This is a genomic window from Paraburkholderia sp. HC6.4b (genome assembly GCF_014200875.1).
GTDB classification, from domain to species: domain Bacteria; phylum Pseudomonadota; class Gammaproteobacteria; order Burkholderiales; family Burkholderiaceae; genus Paraburkholderia; species Paraburkholderia tuberum.
Window position 1 is genome coordinate 63,522 of the sequence record NZ_JACHDC010000006.1, and the last position, 17,707, is coordinate 81,228.

10 protein-coding genes are annotated in these 17,707 nt (G+C 66.0%); 4 read left to right on the forward strand and 6 right to left on the reverse strand.

The window, feature by feature from the left end; genetic code table 11:
- Positions 1–43: 43 nt before the first annotated feature.
- The gene (locus HDG34_RS10975; RefSeq protein WP_184059916.1) at positions 44–355 is read right to left on the reverse strand and encodes a superinfection immunity protein; all 312 of its coding nucleotides are present in this window, start codon (positions 353–355) and stop codon (positions 44–46) included.
- 168 nt (positions 356–523) lie between these two features.
- On the opposite strand from HDG34_RS10975, the gene HDG34_RS10980 reads away from it, so the two are divergent.
- Both HDG34_RS10980 and HDG34_RS10985 read left to right on the forward strand, forming a co-directional pair.
- Positions 524–1,984, forward strand: coding sequence for a M20 family metallopeptidase (locus HDG34_RS10980; protein ID WP_184060305.1), 1,461 nt, complete (start codon positions 524–526; stop codon positions 1,982–1,984).
- Positions 1,985–2,107: 123 nt separating this feature from the next.
- Complete coding sequence (locus tag HDG34_RS10985) at positions 2,108–3,211, forward strand: malate/lactate/ureidoglycolate dehydrogenase (RefSeq protein WP_184059918.1); 1,104 nt, start codon at positions 2,108–2,110, stop codon at positions 3,209–3,211.
- An 18-nt stretch (positions 3,212–3,229) separates the two neighbouring features.
- Here the strand turns inward: HDG34_RS10985 and pdeR are convergent, their stop codons facing one another.
- Both pdeR and HDG34_RS10995 read right to left on the reverse strand, forming a co-directional pair.
- Positions 3,230–5,236, reverse strand: coding sequence for a cyclic di-GMP phosphodiesterase (pdeR, locus tag HDG34_RS10990; protein WP_184059920.1), 2,007 nt, complete (start codon positions 5,234–5,236; stop codon positions 3,230–3,232).
- Positions 5,237–5,441: 205 nt separating this feature from the next.
- Entirely contained in the window at positions 5,442–10,121 is a 4,680-nt protein-coding gene (locus HDG34_RS10995; RefSeq protein ID WP_184059922.1) for a DEAD/DEAH box helicase, read from the reverse strand.
- A gap of 271 nt (positions 10,122–10,392) precedes the next feature.
- On the opposite strand from HDG34_RS10995, the gene HDG34_RS11000 reads away from it, so the two are divergent.
- Positions 10,393–11,448 (forward strand): aldo/keto reductase, encoded by a 1,056-nt coding sequence (locus HDG34_RS11000; protein WP_018425310.1) that lies wholly within the window; start codon positions 10,393–10,395, stop codon positions 11,446–11,448.
- A 170-nt stretch (positions 11,449–11,618) separates the two neighbouring features.
- Here HDG34_RS11000 and HDG34_RS11005 read toward each other — a convergent pair whose 3' ends face one another.
- The 3 genes from HDG34_RS11005 to HDG34_RS11015 all read right to left on the reverse strand — a co-directional run bounded on the left by HDG34_RS11005 (position 11,619) and on the right by HDG34_RS11015 (position 15,073).
- Complete coding sequence (locus tag HDG34_RS11005; RefSeq protein WP_184059924.1) at positions 11,619–12,956, reverse strand: AAA-associated domain-containing protein; 1,338 nt, start codon at positions 12,954–12,956, stop codon at positions 11,619–11,621.
- A gap of 10 nt (positions 12,957–12,966) precedes the next feature.
- Positions 12,967–14,718 (reverse strand): ABC transporter permease subunit, encoded by a 1,752-nt coding sequence (locus HDG34_RS11010; protein WP_184059926.1) that lies wholly within the window; start codon positions 14,716–14,718, stop codon positions 12,967–12,969.
- A 214-nt stretch (positions 14,719–14,932) separates the two neighbouring features.
- Complete coding sequence (locus HDG34_RS11015) at positions 14,933–15,073, reverse strand: hypothetical protein (protein WP_184059928.1); 141 nt, start codon at positions 15,071–15,073, stop codon at positions 14,933–14,935.
- 1,059 nt (positions 15,074–16,132) lie between these two features.
- Here HDG34_RS11015 and HDG34_RS11020 point away from each other — a divergent pair.
- The gene (locus HDG34_RS11020) at positions 16,133–17,629 is read left to right on the forward strand and encodes a carbohydrate porin (RefSeq protein WP_184059930.1); all 1,497 of its coding nucleotides are present in this window, start codon (positions 16,133–16,135) and stop codon (positions 17,627–17,629) included.
- Positions 17,630–17,707: the final 78 nt, after the last annotated feature.

Sequence of the window (17,707 nt, forward strand, 5' to 3'; positions counted from 1 at the left end):
TTGTTCGTTTGTTGCTCGTATTGCTCGAGCCGCCCGAATCGTTTCAGCGCTCGGGCCGGTCGCGCGCGGCCTGGCGTCGCCGCACGCGCAGCGTCAGCGCCGATGAAAACGCGCGCAAGGTCGACACCTTGCGTGTCTCCACGACGTCCCGCGCGAGGGTCTCCGCCGGATTCGGCTGTAGCGCCCAATACAGCGCGAGCACCCAGCCGAGCACGGTCCAGCCGAGGCAGGCATTGAAGAGCGCGAGCGTCAGCACGTCGCGGCGCTTGCGCCGGTCCGCGATGATCGCCGGCAGAAAATACAAGGCCAGCGCGAACGCCGCGCCGATGGCCTGAACGGCCACGTTGCCACCCATACAAGCTCCTGATGCGCGATGCATGTAGCAATTGTCGCGCGAATGGCGGCCGCGCGCCTCGCACCTGCGCGTTCCAGTCTCCACCCCAATCACCGCAAGGGGTTCAGCCCGACACGCATCGGGACTATCATGATCGTTTCGACCGAACAGTACTTCACGGACCCGATCATGATCACCGACGACACGACCCAGCAGGCACAACTCAACCCGGACACGCTACGAGAATTCGTCGAGCGCAAGTGGAACGACGAGATCGTGCCCGCGCTGACGGACTACATCGCGGTGCCGGCCAAGAGTCCGGCGTTCGATCCCGACTGGGCGAAACACGGTTATCTGGAGCGCGTGATCACCGACGCCGCGCAATGGGCCGAGCAGCAACCGGTGCGCGGCCTGAAGCTCGAGGTGATCCGCCTGCCGGGCCGCACGCCGGTGATCTTCTTCGAGACGGCCGCGACGCGCTCGGGCAGCGACGAAACCGTCGTGCTCTATGGCCACCTCGACAAGCAGCCCGAGTTCGATGGCTGGCGCAACGACCTCGGTCCGTGGACGCCGAAGTTCGAAGACGGCAAGCTCTACGGCCGCGGCGGCGCGGACGACGGCTATGCGATCTATGCGAGCCTGACGGCGCTCGCCGCGCTCGATGCACAGGGTGTCGAACGTCCGCGCTGCGTCGGGCTGATCGAAACCTGCGAGGAGTCGGGTAGCTACGATCTGCTGCCCTACGTCGACGCGCTGCGCGAGCGGCTCGGTAATGTCGGGCTGGTCGTGTGTCTCGATTCGGGCGCGGGCAATTACGACCAGTTGTGGCTGACCACGTCGCTGCGCGGACTCGTCGGCGGCGATCTCGAAGTGCAGGTGCTAGACGAAGGGATCCACTCGGGCGTCTACGGCGGCATCGTGCCGTCGAGCTTCCGCATCATGCGGCAACTGTTCGACCGTCTCGAAGACTCCGCCAACGGCACGCTGCTGCCGAAGGGCTTCCACTGCACGGTGCCGGCCGATCGTCTGCGCGAAGCGGAGGCCGCCGCAAAGATTCTCGGCGACGACGTCTGGAAGAAGATGCCGTGGGCGTGCGGCCAGGACGGCCGTCAGGTGCTGCCCACCACGACCGATCCGCGCGAGGCGCTGCTCAATTCGACGTGGCGTCCGTCGCTGTCGGTGACGGGCGCGGCTGGCTTGCCCGCGCTCGCCGACGCCGGCAACGTGCTGCGTCCGCGCACGGCGTTCAAGCTGTCGCTGCGGCTGCCGCCGACCATCGAAGCGGAGAAGGCGGTCGCCGAACTGAAGGCGCTGCTCGAATTCGATCCGCCGTACAACGCGAAGGTCACGTTCAAGCCGGATGCGGGCGCGGCGAGCGGCTGGAACGCACCGGAGGTCGCGCCGTGGCTCGCCACCGCGCTCAACGATGCGTCGCGTCAGCACTTCGGCGCCGACGCGGCCTACATGGGTCTCGGCGGCACGATCCCGTTGATGAACGTGCTGAAGGCGGGCTTCCCGAAGTCGCAGTTCATGGTGTGCGGCGTGCTCGGGCCGAAGTCGAACGCACATGGGCCGAACGAGTTCCTGCACGTGCCGTACGGCAAGAAGCTGACGGCCGCGGTTGCCGAAGTGATTGCCGCGGCGCCGTGAGTTCTGGTTTCGTTTGAGTGGGGCTCGGGCGTGACCCGGGCCCGCTGTTTATCGATGCTGCTTTGATGCAGATGTTTTGCCCGCCGTTTCATTCCTTCCGTTCGAACCTCACCGACACGCTGAATGACCGACTCCCAGACTGCCCAAACCACCACGCCCCGGATTCCGGCCGATCAACTGCATGCCTACGTCAGGGCGATCTGGGAGCGAGCGGGCAGTACGCCGCGCGAAGCGGAGCTGGTGGCCGATCATCTGGTGGCCGCGAATCTGACCGGGCACGACTCGCACGGCGTCGGCATGATCCCGCGCTATGTCGAATCGCTCGCCGACCAGCAACTGCAACTGAATCGACACGCCGACGTCGTGAAGGACGCGGGCGCGGTACTGACGGTCGAAGGCGGCAAGGGCTTCGGTCAGGTGATCGCGTTCGAGGCGATGGAGCGGGGCATCGAGCGCGCGCGGCGGCTCGGCGTCTGCGCGGTGGGCTTGCGCGGCGCGCATCATATCGGCCGCATCGGGCATTGGGCCGAGCAGTGCGCGCGCGCCGGGCTGGTGTCGTTTCACTTCGTCAACGTGGCGGGCGATCCGCTCGTCGCGCCATTCGGCGGCGCGGACCGGCGCATCGGCACGAATCCGTTCTGCGCCGCTTATCCGCGGCCCGGCAAACCGCCGCTGGTGCTCGACTTCGCGACCAGCACGATCGCGTTCGGCAAGACGCGCGTCGCTTATAACCAGGGCAAGCACACACCACCCGGCGCGCTGATCGATCACGAAGGCATGCCGACGCTCGAACCGAAAGTCATGCACGAAGCGCCGTTCGGCGCGCTGACGCCGTTCGGCGGCTACAAGGGTTTCGGGCTCGCGGCGATCTGCGAGATTTTCGGCGGCGCGCTGTCGGGCGGCTTCACGACGCATGCGGACACGCTCGCTACCACGCACGCGATCATCAACTGCATGCTATCGGTGATCATCGATCCCACCGCATTCGACGCGCCCGATGCGCAAGCCGAAGCCGATGCGTTCCTCGCGTGGGTGAAGGCGTCGCCGCTCGCGGCGGGCGCGGAGCGCATCTACGAACCCGGCGAGCCCGAGCGCGTGACGCGCGCGCAGCGCGAGGCCGCCGGCATTCCGATCGACGCGGCTACGTGGACGCAAATCCACTGCGCGGCGCGCGCCGTCGGGATGGATGAAGACGAAGTGGGTGGTTGGTCCGCGCGCCTCGGCTGAAGCGCGCGGCAGCAGGGCTCAGGCGATCAGCCTGAGCTTGCTGCGCCTATCGAGCAGCCAGCGCTCGAACTCGGTGGCGGGCATCGGCTTCGCGTACAGGAAGCCCTGCACGTAATCGACGCCGAGCCCCTTCATGAAGGCTTCTTCCGCCTCGGTTTCGATCCCTTCGGCGACCACCTGGAAATCGAGCTCCTGCGCGACGGCGACCATCGAGCGCACCAGCGCCTGTGCCTTCATATCCGCGTGGATCGAGCCCGTGAAGCTGCGGTCGAGCTTGATCACGTCGAGCGGAATACGGCCGAGTTGCGACAGCGACGAGTAGCCGGTGCCGAAGTCGTCGAGATGCACCTGCGCGCCGAGTTGGCGGAACTGCTTGATCAGCTCGATCGCGGCCGCTTCGTTTTCGATCAGGCAGCTTTCGGTCAGTTCGAGGTCGACGAGGCATGGATCGAGACTCGCGTGCTGCAATGCCTCGGTGAAATGGCGGACCACGGCTGTATCCGTGAGCTGTCGCGCCGACACGTTGATCGCGACGCGCAGGTCATAGCCGGCCGCTTTCCAGCGGGCCGCCTGTTTCGCTGCGGTTTCCATCACCCAGCGGCCGAGCACGCCGATCAGTCCAGATTCCTCGGCATAACGGATGAATTCCGCCGGCATGATCTGGCCGCGCTCCGGCGAATTCCAGCGCACCAGCGCTTCGGCGCCTTGCACGGCGCCCGTCGCGAGGTTCAGCTTCGGCTGATAGTGCAGCGCCAACTGGCCTTCGTCGAGTCCGCGGCGCAGATTCGTGTCGAGCCACATGAACTCCGCGACGCGGCGATTCATGTCCGGCGAGAACACGCGATGCGTGCGCTTGCCTTCGTCCTTCGCGACGTACATTGCCGTGTCGGCCGAACGGATCAGCGATTCGAGGGTTTCGCCATGCTCGGGCGAACGCGCGATGCCGATCGAGCAGCCGGTATAGACCTCGACGAGCCCGACAGCGAACGGCATGCGCATACGATCGAGAATGCGCTGCGCGGTGTTTTCCAGCTCATGCGCGGAGCCCTTCGCCGCGAGCACGATGAATTCGTCGCCGCCCAGACGCGCGAGCGAGTCGCCCGGATTCAGGCAGTCGCGGATCGCGTCCGACACGTCGCAGATCAGGCGGTCGCCGAACACGTGGCCGTAGTGATCGTTGACCTTCTTGAAGTTGTCGAGATCGAGAAACAGGATGCCGACGGTTTCGCCCGGCGCGGCCAGTTCGATCGCGATCTGGATGCGCTCCTGGATCGCGTTGCGATTGGCGAGGCCTGTGAGCGGGTCGGTGGTGGCCTGCTCGATCAGGCGGTCCTGCGCGAGCCGTTGTTCGGTGATGTCGGTGCCCGAGCAGATCAGGAACTGCTCTTCGATGCCGCTGCCGCTGCGCACGAATTTGTTGCGAAACAGGAACAGCCGTTCGCCGTGCACCGTTTTGATGCGCCGTTCGATCTCGTACGGTTCGCCACGATTGAAAAAATTCGCGCTCACCTCGTTCGAGACCCGGTCGTCGTCGGACGACATGAACAACGTCCAGACGCTGCGGCCGATGATGTCCTCTTCCCTGAGCCCGGTCAGCTCCTCGGCTAGCCGGTTGAAGCGCTGTATCCGGCCGTTCCGGTCGACGATCACGACGACCGAATTGACCTCCGAGACGACCTGTTCAGCGAACGACAGACCGTGCAGCAGCGCTCGCGCGACGGATTCGGTGTCGCCATCGGCCGACGCGGTGCCGCCCCAGCGATGACAATCGAGTTTCTTGCCGACCAAATGCAGCCGCAGCGGCGCGGCGTCCAACTGAACGTCGACGACGACGTGGGAGGTCACGCCGCTCAGCGCGCGGACCCGGGAAGCTTGAGAAGAGGTGAGGGAAATGGCGACGCCGACAGCCGCGTGGCCGTGCGCAGGCACGAGTTCCAGTATGTTGCTGGCCGCCGCCAGGCCCCAGCGAGGGCTGCTCGTGCCGAACCGCGCGTGAAGCACCTGGTCGTGTAGCTGGTCGCTCATGGAATCCCCGGAGTGTGCCGGCGGTCCCTATCAAGGCGGGCGGCGGCAGACAGTCTTCCTCATACTAAAATGAAACTGCCTCATTGTATCTAAGCGTGACAATTCGAGCGAAGAATCATTAACGTTTTGCTAAGCATGAGTATGGGCCTGCGCGGCCGCGCGCGGCGCGATTATTACCCGCCAGAACGACGCCACGATGACGTCGCTAGAGGCGGCGCGCCAGCAGCGCGCGGGCGCGTTCGCGTTCGGGCGGGTTGGCGTCGAGCGCCGCGTCGAACCGGAACTTGCCGGCCACCAGCGTGGCCGCCACCACGCCGTCGCGATACAGCACGCGGTTTCCGGTCACGGCCGGCACCTTGTCGCCGACCAGCAGCGTGCCGACGAGATTCAGCGGATCGGTCCCAGCAACGCAGATAAGAGCACCGTCGTTCGGCTGCCGGCGCACCTCGCGCAGCAGCGCAATCGCCTCGGGCAGCGCGAACTGCTCGCCCGCGAGTCCGTTGACGAACCGCCCGCCGCGGATCACGCCGCGCGCCTCGAGCCGCTGCAGAACGCGCAGCAGATCGCGCCACGGCGGAAGCCATTCGGCCTCGCGTTCGAGCACGCGCCAGAACACGACACCGTAGCGGCGCAGCAACGTCATTGCGACGTGTTCGAGCGCCTCGGGCGGTAACTGGCGCCGCCGTTCGGATGGATTTTCCGGCGCGACGGCGGACGGACGGCTCACGAGCGCCCAACGCCCAGCGTCGTCCATGCCGCCGATCAGCGCGCTCGCTCGCGCGCGCCGGCTGCTGGAAAACGCGTTGCGTTTGGCGACCGGCTTCAGCAACGCGCGCAAGCCCGCGAAGCTGTCGGAGTTCGCGAGGCCGGCCGCGACCAGCTCGCCGAGCGCGTTTTCGAGCTCCATGCGCAGCACGCGCACCTCGGCGAGCAGTTCGTCGAAGAACATCGCGCCGTGTTGCGCGAGGGTATCGTGCACGCTTTGCGCGAGCGCCGACAACTCGACCTGGCGCGCCGGATCGAGCAGCGCGCGCCACGCACGCAGCTGGACGCGCGGCAGCAGCACGATCGGCGTGCCGCGGACCGGACCGGCGGCGCCGCGCGCCCGCTCGGTCAGGCGGGTCCAGACGATCTTGCCGGCGCGGCATAGCTCATCGAGCGAACTGCTGGTGTAGGCACGCACGCGCGCGGGCAGGATGTCTTCCTCCCACGCGCCGGCCGCGGCCTGGAAGCCTTCGAGCTGGTCGAGCGCGGCGGCGAGCGCGTCGCGGCCTTCGGCGCGTGTGGTCGGCGTCAGATGCTGCCATTCGAACAGGAAGCGCATGAAGTCGTGCCGCTCGACCGGCTCGATCTCACGCCGCAGCCGCCTCACCGTGTAGCGGTGGATGCGTGCGAGCAGGTGTCGTTCGCACCATTCCTCGTCGCTCGTGTGCGGCGTGAAGCGGCCGCGCAACAGATAGCCTTCGGCTTCGAGCCGGATCAGCGCCTGTTCGATCCGGTCGGCCGGCAAACCGAGCGGGCGCGCGATCGCCTCGACCGTCAGCGGGCCGAAGCCGGTCAGCCGCGCGCGCAACACGTCGACGAGCGCGTCGTCGGCGCTCCAGTTCTCGGTGTAGCCCTTCGGGGCGCTCAGCGGCGGCATGTAGCGATTGCGCGCGATGCCGGGGTACAGCGCTTCGAAACAGGTGAGGCGTTCGGCGGGCAGCCACAGTGCGCTGTCGCTGGCGTTGTCGTTGCCCGTGCTCGCGTTAGCTTGCGCGGCCAGCGGCAAGCGCGTCGCCCGGCCGGCTTTCGCCAACGCCGCAAGCAGCGTCGGCCAATCCTCGTGCGCGAGCGCCTCGGCCCCGGTGATGCACGCGAGGCCCGTCAGCGCTTCGTGCATTTCGTCGGCGTTGCGCGCCTGCGGCCACGCCTCGTCGCGCACGCTGTCGATCGCGGCGGCGTCGAGCGCGCCAAGATCGTCGGCGCTTTCAGGGTCCGTCCAGCGGCGGTTCAGCACCGCCTGGGTGCGGCGCTCCTCGATCGGCGCGTCGTCGAGATACGCGTAGGGCTTCGCGGTCAGGATTTCGGCGGCGAGCGGCGACGGCGCCGGCAGATCACGCGCGACGAGCCGCAACTCGCCGCGCTCGATGCGGCGCAGCAGCGCGAGCCAGCGTTCGCTGTCCATCGCGTCGTGCAGACAGTCGTCGATGGTTTGGTCGACTAACGGGTGGCGCGGCACCTCGCGTTCGCCGACGACGTTCTCCAGACACGCGGCCTGCTCGGGAAACACGCTCGCGAGCAGATCCTCGCTGCGCATGCGCTGCAGTTGCGGCGCGGTCTTGCGGCCGCCCGTGTAGCGCGGCAGGCAGAGCGCGGTCGTCGCGTTCCAGCGCCAGCGCACGCCGAACAACGGCGCGTCGAGCAGTGCCTGGATCAGCAGACGTTCGGCGCTGTTGGAGTGCAGATAGCGCCAGACCTCGTCGAGCACGAACGAGTGGCTGCCGGTCAGCGACAGCACGATCGCGTCTTCGGTGGCGGCGGCCTGCAACTCGAAGTTGAAGCTGCGGCAGAAGCGCTTGCGCAGCGCGAGCCCCCACGCGCGGTTCACGCGGCTGCCGAACGGCGAGTGGATCACGAGCTGGGTGCCGCCCGATTCGTCGAAGAAGCGCTCCATCACCAGCGTGCTCTGCGTCGGCAGTACGCCGAGCGCGGCGCGCGCACGCGCCAGGTATTCGACGATCTGGCGCGCGGCGGGCTCGTCGAGCGCGAGCTCGTCGGCGAGCCAGGCGATGGCGCGGTCGAGGCGCGCGGCCGTGGGTTCGGCTTCGTTCGCGGGCAGCGTGGCTGCGGCGGGTGCGGACGCCGTTGTGGTCTGCGTCGGGCTCTGCGCCACGGCAGCTTTCGCGTTGCGTCCTCTCTTTGCCGCGGATTTCGCGGGCGTTGCGGCTGCTTCGAATTGCGCCGCGGCGATTGGCACCGACGCAACCGCGTGTGACGCCGGCTCGCCCTCCGTCAGCAAACGCTCGACCTGCTCCCGCAATCTCGTGACCGCGAAAGACAGCTCGTCGCTGCGCCCCGGCGCCTCGCCGAGCCAGAACGGAATGTTCGGCGGTTGCCCTTGTGCGTCCTCGACACGCACCCGGCCACTCTCGATTCGCAGAATCCGATACGACGCGTTGCCGAGCTGGAACACATCGCCGGCGAGGCTTTCGACCGCGAAGTCCTCGTTGACGGTGCCGATGTTGATCGCCTGCGGTTCGAGCACGACGGCGTAATCGGCGTTTTCGGGGATCGTGCCGCCCGACGTCACGGCGACCAGCTTGCCGCCGCGCCGGCCGCGCAGCGTGCCGCTTACCGCATCGCGATGCACGTACGCGGCGCGCGGACCGTGGCGGCTCGTGTAGCCCTCGGCGAGCATGCGCAGCACCGCGTCGTATTGCTCGCGCGACAGATCCGCGTACGGCGCTGCGCGCCGCAGCATGTCGAACAGCGCATCCTCGCTCCACTCGGCGCTCGACACTTCCGCGACGATCTGTTGCGCGAGCACGTCGAGCGGCGCGCGCGGGATGCGTAGCGCATCGAGTTCGCCACGCCGCACGCAATCGAGCAGCGCCGCGCATTCGAGCAGGTCGTCGCGCGAGGCTGGAAAGAGCCGCCCCTTCGGCATGCCGCCGACGTGGTGGCCCGAGCGGCCGACGCGTTGCAGGAACGGCGCGATCGCGCGCGGCGAACCCATCTGGCAGACGAGGTCGACGTCGCCGATATCGATGCCGAGTTCGAGCGAAGCGGTCGCGATCAGAACGCGCAGTTCGCCGCGTTTCAGGCGCTGTTCGGCGTCGAAACGATGTTCTTTCGCGAGACTGCCGTGATGCGCGGCGACCGCGTCCTTGCCGAGCCGCTCGGTCAGATGACGCGCGGCGCGCTCGGCCATCCGGCGCGTGTTGACGAAGATCAGCGTCGTGCGGTGCTGCGCGACCAGCTCGGCGAGCCGGTCGTAGACGCGCTCCCACACTTCGTTGGCCATCACCGCTTCGAGCGGCACCGGCGGGATCTCGAGCGCGAGGTCGCGCGCGCGGACGTGGCCGACGTCGATCACCGCGCACTCGGCCGGTACGTCGCTCTCGAGGCTCGCGCCGCCGACCAGAAACCGCGCGACCGCGCTGACCGGCTTTTGCGTCGCCGACAGCCCGATGCGCGGCAGGCGCCGGGCGCAGAGCGCGTCGAGCCGTTCGAGGCTCAGCGCGAGATGACTGCCGCGCTTGCTGCCGGCGAGCGCATGAATCTCATCGACGATCACCGTGCGCACCGTTGCCAGCATGCGGCGGCCAGAATCCGAGCCGAGCAGCACGTACAGCGACTCGGGCGTCGTCACGAGAATGTGCGGCGCGCGCTTTTTCAACGCATTGCGTTCCTGCTGCGTGGTGTCGCCGGTGCGCACCGCGGTGCGAATGTCGAGCGGCGGCAGGCCGAGCCTGTCGAGTTCGGCGGCGATGCCTTGCAGCGGCAGTTGCAGATTCAGGCGGATGTCGTTCGAAAGCGCCTTCAGCGGCGACACGTAGACGACCAGCGTTTCGTCGGGCAGCGTGCCGCCGTTCGCGAGGCCTCGCGAGACCAGGTCATTCAGCGCGGACAGGAATGCGGTCAGCGTCTTGCCGGAGCCCGTCGGCGCGGCGACCAGCGTCGAACGGCCGCTTCGGATCTGCGGCCACGCGGCGGCTTGTGCGTCGGTCGGGGCGGCGAAGGTTTGCCGGAACCAGTTGGCGACGGCTGGGTGAAAACCGTCGAGTGCCTGCTGGGCTGGCGGTAAGGCTGGCGCGGCGGCGCGCGCCGCGCTCGCGGTGGAGCGGGCCTTGCGGGAGCGAAGCGCCGCGTCGAGTGCGGCGGAAGTCTTTGCCGAAGTCATGCTTGTGCAGATGAGGGCGGCGCGGGCGATATCCAGTCGGTACCGGGCAATGTCGACCGTTTTGGCGGTTGTGGGTCATTCCACGCTGATCCACGCTGACGGCGCAATAGCCGTCAGTCTCGCAGGTTTTCGCCGCTCGTGCGCGGCGCATCGGGCTTCGCGCCGCTGCTGGAATTCGTAGTCTTTTGCGGCGTGTGCGCCACTCCTACCAACCTCCGCCAATTGCAGTACGCTTGACGACTCTTCCTGCACCCACGATGGAGCGTCGACGATGCGATATAACCAGTTGGGCCGTACCGGTGTGTTTGTTTCAGAGTTGTGTTTGGGCACGATGACCTTCGGCGGTGGCGAAGGCATCTGGCGGCAGATCGGCGATCTGCAGCAGAACGACGCGGAGCGGCTGGTCGGCCGGGCGCTCGACGCGGGCATCAATTTCATCGACACCGCCGACGTTTACGCGGGCGGCCTGTCCGAGCAGATCACCGGCCAGGCGCTGAAGAACCTGCAAGTACCGCGCGACAAGGTCGTGATCGCGACCAAGGTGTTCGGCCAGACCGGCGAGTTCGCAAACGCGCGCGGCGCGTCGCGCTATCACATCCTCGACGGCATCAAGGCGAGCCTGAAGCGTCTGCAACTCGATCACGTCGACCTGTATCAGATCCACGGTTTCGATCCGGCCACGCCGATCGAAGAAACCGTGCGCGCGCTCGATACGCTCGTGCAGCACGGCCACGTGCGCTACGTCGGCGTGTCGAACTGGGCCGCGTGGCAGATCGCGAAGGCGCTCGGCATCGCCGAGCGGCTCGGCACCGCGCGCTTCGAAACGCTGCAGGCGTATTACACGCTCGCGGGCCGCGATCTCGAACGCGAACTCGTGCCGATGCTGCAAAGCGAAGGCCTCGGCCTGATGGTGTGGAGTCCGCTCGCGGGTGGTTTGCTGAGCGGCAAATACGGACGCGAGCAGCAGGCCGAAGCGGGCAGCCGTCGCACGAACTTCGATTTTCCGCCTGTCGATCGCGAGCGCGCGTATGACTGCATCGACGTGATGCGCGAAATCGCTGCAGCGAAAAACGTCTCGGTCGCGCAGATCGCGCTGGCGTGGCTGCTGCATCAGCGTGTCGTCAGCACGGTGATCGTCGGCGCGAAGAAAATCGAGCAGCTCGACGACAACATCGCGGCGACCAACGTCGCGCTATCCGCCGATGAGCTCGCGAAGCTGGCCGAAGTCAGCGCGCTGCCGGCGGAGTACCCCGGCTGGATGCTGGAGCGGCAGGGCGAGCAACGCCGGCAGCAGCTGGCCGAGGTTCGGCACGTCGTGCAGCGATGACGCGACGGCGTACTCGCGTTCGCCCTGGAAGCCCGAATCTTCATCGATGGGCCGCGCGAGTTTCATGCTCGCGCGCGTGGGCCTGAGGCGGTCGACTGGAAAAACCGCCAACTCGTGAAGACGATCCACCGCTCTCAGGTTCTGCGCGGCCATTTCGTTTCGGCACTCGCTCAGGTCTCGACGTCCGCGAGACTGAAAGTCTCCGTCTTGTCGTTGTACGAGAAGATCTCCGCGTAACGACCCCAGTCGATCACCGCATCGAGTGTCTCCTGCGCCGCGCTGTCGGACAGCAGGTCCTCGAGTTCCTGCTCGAAGCGCACGCGCGGCGCGCGATGTCCGGGCCGTTCGTTGAGCACCTTTCTGATTCGCGCGGCGAGCGGCACGCGCTGCAATAGATGATCGGCGAACATGATCTTGCGCTCCTGCGTGCTGCCCTCGGCGAATCGATGCGCGGGTGGCGTCAGGAACACGTCACCCTCGCTGACTTCGGCAAAGCCGAGGTACTGCAGCATCTCCGCGATCGGGAACAGTTCGTCGACTTCCAGCTGCAGTGTGCGCGCGATCTCGGGCATGTCGGCGCGGCCGTTGTAGGGCGCTGCAGCGAGCGTTTCGAGCAGACCGGCCATCAGGTTGGTCGACACGTTCGGCAACCAGCTGCCGGGTTCGAGTTCGCGTTTGGCCGCAGTGTCGCTGGGGCGCGCGGTCATCTTCGCGTAGATTTCGTCGACGAGCGCGCGAAAATCCGGGTCGAGCCGGTTGCGCGGATGCGCGAACGGCACTACGGTCTCGGCCACCACGCGCCCGGGGTTCGACGACAGCACGAGAATGCGATCGCACATGAACACGGCTTCCTCGATGTTGTGCGTGACGATCAGCACCGACTTGATCGGCATGCGGTCCTGGTTCCACAGGTCGAGCAGGTCGGTGCGCAGCGTTTCGGCGGTCAGCACGTCGAGCGCGGAGAACGGCTCGTCCATCAGCAGGATGGTCGGATCGACGACGAGCGCGCGCGCGAAGCCGACGCGCTGCCTCATGCCGCCCGACAGTTCGCGCGGATACGCATTTTCGAAACCATCGAGGCCGATCAGATCGATCGCGGCGAGCGCGCGCGTGCGCCGCTCCTCGACGCCGACGCCGAGCGCCTCCAGCCCCGCTTCGACGTTCTGCAGCACCGTCAGCCACGGAAACAGCGCGAAGGTCTGGAACACCATCGCGACACCCTCGGCGGGACCGTCGAGCGGCTTGCCCAGGTAGGTCACATTGCCGCTCGTCGGCCGGATCAGACCGGCGATGATGCGCAGCAGCGTCGACTTGCCCGAGCCCGAGCGGCCGAGCAGTCCGACGATTTCGCCCTCGTGCAGCGTCAGATTGACGTCGTCGAGTACCAGCAGGTCGCTCTGGTTTTTATGGAAGCCGCGGCTCACGTGCTCGATGTTCAGCACTTGCGCGCCCACGGGCGGCGGCGACTGGAGCCGGTCGGCGGGAATGGCTTGAATGACGTTTTGCATGGGTTCACTCCTAGTCGAGTCGCAGCCTGATTTCGGCAAAGGCATACAGGGGGCGCCACAGCGCGCGGTTGAATAGCGTGACGAATAGCGACATCACGGCGACGCCAAGGATGATCTTCGGAAAGTCGCCCGCGGCGGTCGTCTCGGCGATATAGGCGCCGAGGCCGTGCGCGACCACATTGGTATCGCCCCACTGGACGAACTCGGACACGATGCTCGCGTTCCACGCGCCGCCCGATGCGGTGATCGCGCCAGTTACGTAGTAAGGGAATACGCCCGGCAGCATCAGCTGGCGCCACCATTGCCAGCCCCGGATGCGGAAATTGATGGCCGCCTCGCGGTAGTCGTTCGGATAGGCGGTCGCGCCCGCGATCACGTTGAACAGGATGTACCACTGCGTGCCGAGCACGATCAGCGGCGACAGCCAGATATCCGGATTCAGATGAAAGCGCACGATCACGATCACGAACACCGGGAACAGCAGGTTCGCGGGGAACGCGGCGAGAAACTGCGCGAGCGGCTGGACCTTCTCGGCGAGCGCCGGACGCAGGCCGATCAACACGCCAATCGGTACCCAGATCACCGAGGAGATCGCGATCAGCACGGCGACCCGCAGTAGTGTGATGAGCCCGAGCACGAACACGTGACCGACCTCGTCGAGCGTGACGCCGGCACGCACATAGGCGACGACGCGATAGATCGCATAGACCGTCAGCGCGAATACGAGCACGCCGCACACGATGTCCCCCACGCGCGTCGATTTCTCGCCGCGCGGTCCGCTGGCGCGTCGCGCGCTCGCGAAAGGCACACGGAACGGAATGCGTGCGGTGGTCGCGAGCATCACGCCCGCCGGCGTCAGCAACTGATGAATCAGACGTGTGCGCCGCATCGTGTCGAGCAGCCACGATTCCGGCGCATCGCCCGAACTCGTGGTCTCCATGCGGAACTTGTCGGCCCACGCGACGAGCGGACGGAACAGCAACTGGTCGTAGGCGAGAATCACGACCGTCATCGCGAGGATGACCCAGCCGATCGCGTGCAGGTTCTTGTCGCTGATCGCCTGCGCCAGGTAGGCGCCGATGCCCGGCAGCGTAACCGTATGATTGCCGACCGTGATCGCTTCGGAAGCCACGACGAAGAACCAGCCGCCCGACATCGACATCATCATGTTCCAGATCAGGCCGGGCATCGAGAACGGCACTTCGAGTTTCCAGAAGCGCTGCCATGAAGTCAGATGAAAGCCGCGCGAGACTTCGTCGAGATCGCGCGGCACCGTGCGCAGCGACTGATAGAAGCTGAACGTCATGTTCCACGCCTGGCTCGTGAAGATCGCGAAGATCGCGGCGAGTTCGGCGCCGAGCACGCGGCCCGGGAACATCGCGAGGAAGAACGTGACCGTGAACGAGATGTAGCCGAGCACCGGCACCGACTGCAGGATGTCGAGAATCGGCACCAGCACGAGACCGGCGCGGCGGCTCTTGGCGGCCAGCGTCCCGTAGACCAGCGTGAAGATCAGCGACGCGACCATCGCCGCGAGCATGCGCAGCGTGGTGCGCATCGCGTACTCGGGCAGGTTGGCCGGATCGAGCGAGATCGCCTGCGTCTTTAGCGTCGACATCGGCGCGAGCGTCTCGTGAAAGCCGATCGACGCCATCGCGATCAGGCAGATGATCAGCGGGAACGCGACGAAGTCCCATCCGTTTGGACGCAGCCGTCGTGCGGATGCATTGGCGGTGCGGTTCAGGTTGAAACCGAACTCCATCAGTAACCTCCGGGGCCGTGGGTATTTGCGCACAGCGAAGTCGTGCCGCCGTACAGGGCGGCGACACATGCATCGATTCGCGAGGGATTGTTGAGTTGGAACATGACGAATCGCAAGTTGACGAAAGGGCTCATTCAGCAAGCAACGGCCACGACGAGGCAACGCCACAATCTTTCGATAATGGCGTTGATTCGTGACAGAAACCAGGCAGGACTTAAGAGAGCAGCGACCCGATTCGGCGCCACAGCGTGACAAGCCGATTCGATTGGACCGGATCGAGCGACAGAAGCGACTCGTAGTGAGCGCGCGACTCGCTGCGATAGGGCAGATGCGGCAAAAGCAGAGCGAAATACATGACGTTTCTCCGCGCGTCGTAGGTGACGCGGCAAGCGGAAAGCGGGCAGACGGTCCAACGTCGCACGCTTGGCGCGGCGTCAGGTTGCTAGCTGCTTTCCTTCTCTAAGGCTGAAGGGAAGGGGCATAAACAACAACTGTCACTGTCGGGCATGGGGCTCCTCGTCGGGTTGAACTGCGCTCAGGCACGCAGCGTGGTTTTACCGGCCTCGCCAGAACCCGCGACCAGGCGCGGGTATCGGCGAGCTTCGGCCGCAAACCCGAAGGCTTGCGAGGGCGTGCCAGTGCGGACGAGCGAAGGCCGCGTCCACATGGCGCTCATGATCGAGGTGCACGAAGAAGATTTGCTACGGCGCGCACCGTTCTGCCTGCTGGCGGAACGGCGGCGCGGGGAAGGGGCGCGGACGTTCTGCCGGTCAGGCAGTGAAACTGTTCGAAGATCGACTACTGCAGGTGTCCAAGGCATCAGCCCCATTTGAGAAGACGGGCGAATTCTAGACGCGGTAAAAACCCGGAGTCAACCAGATTCTGTAAGCAGAGCCAACATTTATCGACGAAGGCTTGCGCAACGAGTTCGAGAATCATTGCGTGCGGCCCCGAGAACCCGACGTTGTCTTTATGCGTTTTTTTACTTGCGCTTTTTCGGGCGACGTCAATACAATTCGCCCCAACGTATCGAAGGAGTCACCCGTGGACGCATGTTCAGGCAGTGGAAGTCCGATGCCGGCCAGCGCCGGCAACACAACCGCGAGATAGTCGCCGCAGGTTCACTCCTTCGCCGCTAACTCGCCCCATTCGGGTTAGCGCGCTTCAATTCTGACCGGCCTTTGCTGCCGGTTTTCCGTAGCACGCTTCCTCTTTTCTGACCGTCGTCTGCAACCTCTGCTTGCAGAGGCGGTTGCGCTTTCGCATTGCGCTCGTTGTGCGCCGGAGTGCGTCACGGTAACGTCGCTGGCTCGCGCAAGCTTGCATGCCGGGAATGAATTGAACACACGTTTGCCATCTGCGTGTGCGAACAACAACGGAGCGATCCGCCTATAACTTCAACCCCAGATACGTGATGGAAAATATCTACAAGCGCAGACCGCAGAGCTCCGGCGGTGCCATCGCCGTGAGCGCGGTTCTTTCTCTCGGCCTCGTTCCTTGCGCGTTCGCGCAGACACCCGGCGAAGCCGCGCCGACGCAAGAGGCGCCATCGACCGCCCCGGCCGCCCCGGCTCCCGGCGCCACGGACAATGCGGCGCCCGCCGATCAGAGCGTCGCCGCGCCCACGGGATTGTGGGAGCGCCCGAACCTGCTCGGCGACATGGGCGGTTTGCGTCCGTGGCTCGGCAACTACGGTGTGACTTTCAATCTGCAGGAGACCGGCGAGTACATGGGCAACCTCTCGGGCGGGACGAATCGCGGCGGTGCTTATCAAGGCTTGACCGAGTTCGGACTCGTCGTCGATACGCAAAAGGCGTTTGGATTGCCAGGCGGCACTTTCAACGTGTCCGGTCTGCAGATTCACGGCACGAGCCTGACCGCCAGAAATCTGCAAACGCTGCAAACCGCGAGCGGCATCGAAGCCGACGCCGCGACCCGTCTGTGGGAACTGTGGTATCAGCAGTCGCTCGGCAACGTCGACGTCAAGATCGGTCAGCAGAGTCTCGATCAGGAGTTCATGGTCAGCCAGTACGCGGCCACCTTCATGAACGCGACGTTCGGTTGGCCAGTGCTGCCGTCCGTCGATCTGCCGGCGGGCGGCCCGGCCTATCCGCTGTCGTCGCTCGGCGTGAGGGCGCGGGCGTCGTTCGCGAACGGAGTAACCGTGTTGGGCGGCGTATTCGACGGCAATCCAGCGCCAGGCGTCGGCGATCCGCAAAAGCTCAACGCGAGCGGCACGAACTTCAATCTCGGCAACGGCGTGCTCGTGATCGGCGAACTGCAGTACGCGGTCAACCAGCCGTCGGCGAATGCGTCCGATCCGAAGCCGGCCGGCCTGCCGGGCACCTACAAGCTCGGCTTCTGGTACAACAGCAACTACTTCGCGGATCAGGGTTTCGACACGAGCGGCCTGTCGCTAGCGAATCCGGCGAGCAACGGCGTGCCGACGAGTCATCGCGGCAACTACAGCTTCTACGCGGTCGCCGATCAGATGGTGTGGCGCGCGGGCTCCGACAGTCCGCGGTCGCTCGGTGTGTTCGCGCGCATCATGGGTGCGCCGGGCGATCGCAATCTGGTCGATCTCGGCGTGAACGCGGGAGTGACGCTCAAGGCGCCGTTCAAGGGGCGCGACAACGACGTGGTCGGGCTCGCGCTCGGCTATGCGAAGATCGGCTCGCACGCGCAGGATCTTGCGAGCGCGCAGCCGCTGTACACGCCGGGCTATCCGTCGCGCAGCGCGGAGACGATGCTCGAAGCCACCTATCAGTATCAGGTCGCGCCGTGGTGGATGCTGCAAGCGGACTTCCAGTACTTCTGGCGGCCGGGCGGCGGAATTCCGCATCCGGACGATTCGTCCCAGCGCATCAAGAACGAAGCGGTTCTCGGTTTGCGCACGACGATTCAGTTCTGAGGAACGGTCACCAGGCTGGTAGGCGTTTGATCGATCGCTGCAACAAGGGCCGCGCGCCGCATCGCCGGACATGATCGG

What these genes read in the sequence shown, in the direction of transcription:
- HDG34_RS11010 (WP_184059926.1), bottom strand. Translation starts at nt 14,718, where the DNA reads ATGGAGTTCGGTTTCAACCTGAACCGCACCGCCAATGCATCCGCACGA.
- HDG34_RS10985 (WP_184059918.1), top strand. Translation starts at nt 2,108, where the DNA reads ATGACCGACTCCCAGACTGCCCAAACCACCACGCCCCGGATTCCGGCC.
- HDG34_RS11005 (WP_184059924.1), bottom strand. Translation starts at nt 12,956, where the DNA reads ATGCAAAACGTCATTCAAGCCATTCCCGCCGACCGGCTCCAGTCGCCG.
- HDG34_RS10980 (WP_184060305.1), top strand. Translation starts at nt 524, where the DNA reads ATGATCACCGACGACACGACCCAGCAGGCACAACTCAACCCGGACACG.
- pdeR (WP_184059920.1), bottom strand. Translation starts at nt 5,236, where the DNA reads ATGAGCGACCAGCTACACGACCAGGTGCTTCACGCGCGGTTCGGCACG.
- HDG34_RS11020 (WP_184059930.1), top strand. Translation starts at nt 16,133, where the DNA reads ATGGAAAATATCTACAAGCGCAGACCGCAGAGCTCCGGCGGTGCCATC.
- HDG34_RS10975 (WP_184059916.1), bottom strand. Translation starts at nt 355, where the DNA reads ATGGGTGGCAACGTGGCCGTTCAGGCCATCGGCGCGGCGTTCGCGCTG.
- HDG34_RS11000 (WP_018425310.1), top strand. Translation starts at nt 10,393, where the DNA reads ATGCGATATAACCAGTTGGGCCGTACCGGTGTGTTTGTTTCAGAGTTG.
- HDG34_RS10995 (WP_184059922.1), bottom strand. Translation starts at nt 10,121, where the DNA reads ATGACTTCGGCAAAGACTTCCGCCGCACTCGACGCGGCGCTTCGCTCC.
- HDG34_RS11015 (WP_184059928.1), bottom strand. Translation starts at nt 15,073, where the DNA reads ATGTATTTCGCTCTGCTTTTGCCGCATCTGCCCTATCGCAGCGAGTCG.